This window comes from Dietzia sp. 111N12-1, from assembly GCF_001658045.1.
Lineage (GTDB): Bacteria > Actinomycetota > Actinomycetes > Mycobacteriales > Mycobacteriaceae > Dietzia > Dietzia kunjamensis.
In genome coordinates this window covers 1-1,950 of sequence record NZ_LSSV01000086.1, presented here as the reverse complement: position 1 = coordinate 1,950, position 1,950 = coordinate 1, and the positions used below count along the sequence as shown (strand labels likewise).

2 protein-coding genes are annotated in these 1,950 nt (G+C 66.9%); both read right to left on the bottom strand.

Annotation, left to right across the window (positions count from 1 at the left end):
• Window positions 1-63 precede the first annotated feature (63 nt).
• Window positions 64-831 carry an ATP-binding protein gene (locus AYO52_RS15980; RefSeq protein ID WP_067719582.1) on the bottom strand — a complete coding sequence of 256 codons (768 nt, stop codon included), beginning with the start codon at window positions 829-831 and terminating at the stop codon, window positions 64-66.
• On the bottom strand, window positions 831-1,950 hold a 1,120-nt coding region (locus AYO52_RS15975; RefSeq protein ID WP_067719581.1), incomplete at its 5' end, for a DDE-type integrase/transposase/recombinase. The genes AYO52_RS15975 and AYO52_RS15980, both read right to left, overlap by 1 nt.

Here is a 1,950-nt window from a genome sequence, read left to right as displayed (position 1 = left end):
GGTACCGCCATTCCGGCGACCCGGAACCGGCCCGTGTGTGAAGCGGGCCGGCACCGTCGGGGGTTACTCCCAGTAGCCGGTAGCGGCTCGGGCTTGGTCGTCGCGCTGTCGGCGCATGTCGACTTCGCCGAGGTTGATCTCGCGGGCGTTGTTGGCCAGGCGGTTGACGATGGAGTCCGCGGCGACCCGGTCAGGCAGCGCCTCGAGCCAGTACGCCGGCCGGGATTGGGAAGCGATCATCGTCGGCAGCCGGTGCTCCCGGTTGGCCAACACGGCGAACAAGTCGTTCGCGGCCTCAGGATCGATGCCCACGGTCAGGAAATCGTCGATGATCAGCAGCTCCACGTCCGAGAGGTCGTTGAGCATCTTCTGGTGGCGGATGCCGTCGCCGCGGGCGATGACCAGCCGCCGGGCGAGTTCGTCCATGCGGGCGTAGGTGACGGTGTGCCCGTTCTGGCAGGCGGCGATGCCGATCGCGCAGGCCAGGTAGGTTTTCCCGCCGCCGGTCGGTGAGAGGACCAGCAGGTTGGTGGGGTCTTGGCGCCAGTGGTGCCCGGCGTAGCGTTTCATCCGCACCGGGGTGATCCCGCGTCCTTCCTGGTAGTTGATCTCCGCGATCGAGGCCTGCGGGATCGGGAACTTCGCCGCTCGGATCAGCTTGTCGATCCGGTGGGCCTGGCGCTGGTCCAAGGCGTCGTCGACGGCGGTGAGAAAGATCTGCTCCGGGGTGAGCTCGTCATTGGCCTCATCGCTGATCAGCTCCTCGAACCGGGTCGCCACGTGCGTGATGCGCAGATTGCGGAACTTCTGGTGATCGATCTCCGTGAACATCACACGCCCTCCCCGCTGCGGCCGCGCGCATAGTGATCGGCCGAGCGCACCTGCACCGCGCCGTCGTCTCGGGCTCCGGCCGGTGGCGGGGGCTTTCGTGTGGCCGCCGCCGGGACCACGGGTCGGGGCGCTTTGCCATCGGAATCGATGGTGGCCATGACGCGTTTGAGCACGCTGTAGCTGCCGACGCTGTTCTGGTTGAGCAGCACTTGGCAGGCCGCCTCGAGCCGCTGTCGACTTCTCTTGCCGAGAGTCTCGAGAATGTTCTGGCAGTCCAGATAGCCCTGCGCCTCGATCACGTGACGATCCAGGATCTGGGCGATCACCTGCTCGGTGGCGGGGCCGAACCCGCGGGCACGGTCGGTGAACCACTGCCGCGACCACAGGCCGTCGATACCCTGGTGCTCTTTCGGGGCGTGAGCCAGCACCGTCGAGTACTGGCCCTTGCGGCCGTGGCGCCGGGAGTGCTCGCAGACGACCTGGTCACCGTCGAAGATCGTCACCGACTGCGCGGTCAGGCGCACCCGCAGCAGCTGACCGGCGAAGGTGTACGGCACCGAGTAGTACTGCGAATCGCAGGAGACGTGATAGTTCCGCCCGACCTTGAGCTGCTTCCATTCCACCGTGGCGAACCCGTCGTCGGGCAGGGCCGCCAGCAGCGGCGCTTCGTCGGACTCGAACCTCTCCCACCGGGTCGTACCGTCAGCCCGGCGAATCTGGGTGTTGATCTCGGCGACGCGGTCGGCGATCGCCGCGTTCAGGGCCTCGACGGTGGTCCACACCTCCTCGGCGAGGTAACCGATGACGCGTTTGTTGACCACCTCCACGGCTGACTCCACGGCTGCCTTGTCGCGGGGTTTTCGGACCCTCGCCGGCACGATCGCGGTGCCGTAATGGTCGGCCAGCTGCTGGTAGCGGACGTTGACAGCCCTGGCCGCCTCGCCCTGCTTCTGCCGATGAGTGGCGGTGGTCGGGTTGTCGGGCACCACCATCTGCGGTGTCCCGCCGAAGAACGCGAATGCGGCGACGTGAGCGTCAATCCAGGACGGCGATTTCATATCCGTGAAGCCGCGGCAGAACACCGCACCGGAATACGGCTCTCCTGACATATCCGTGGGT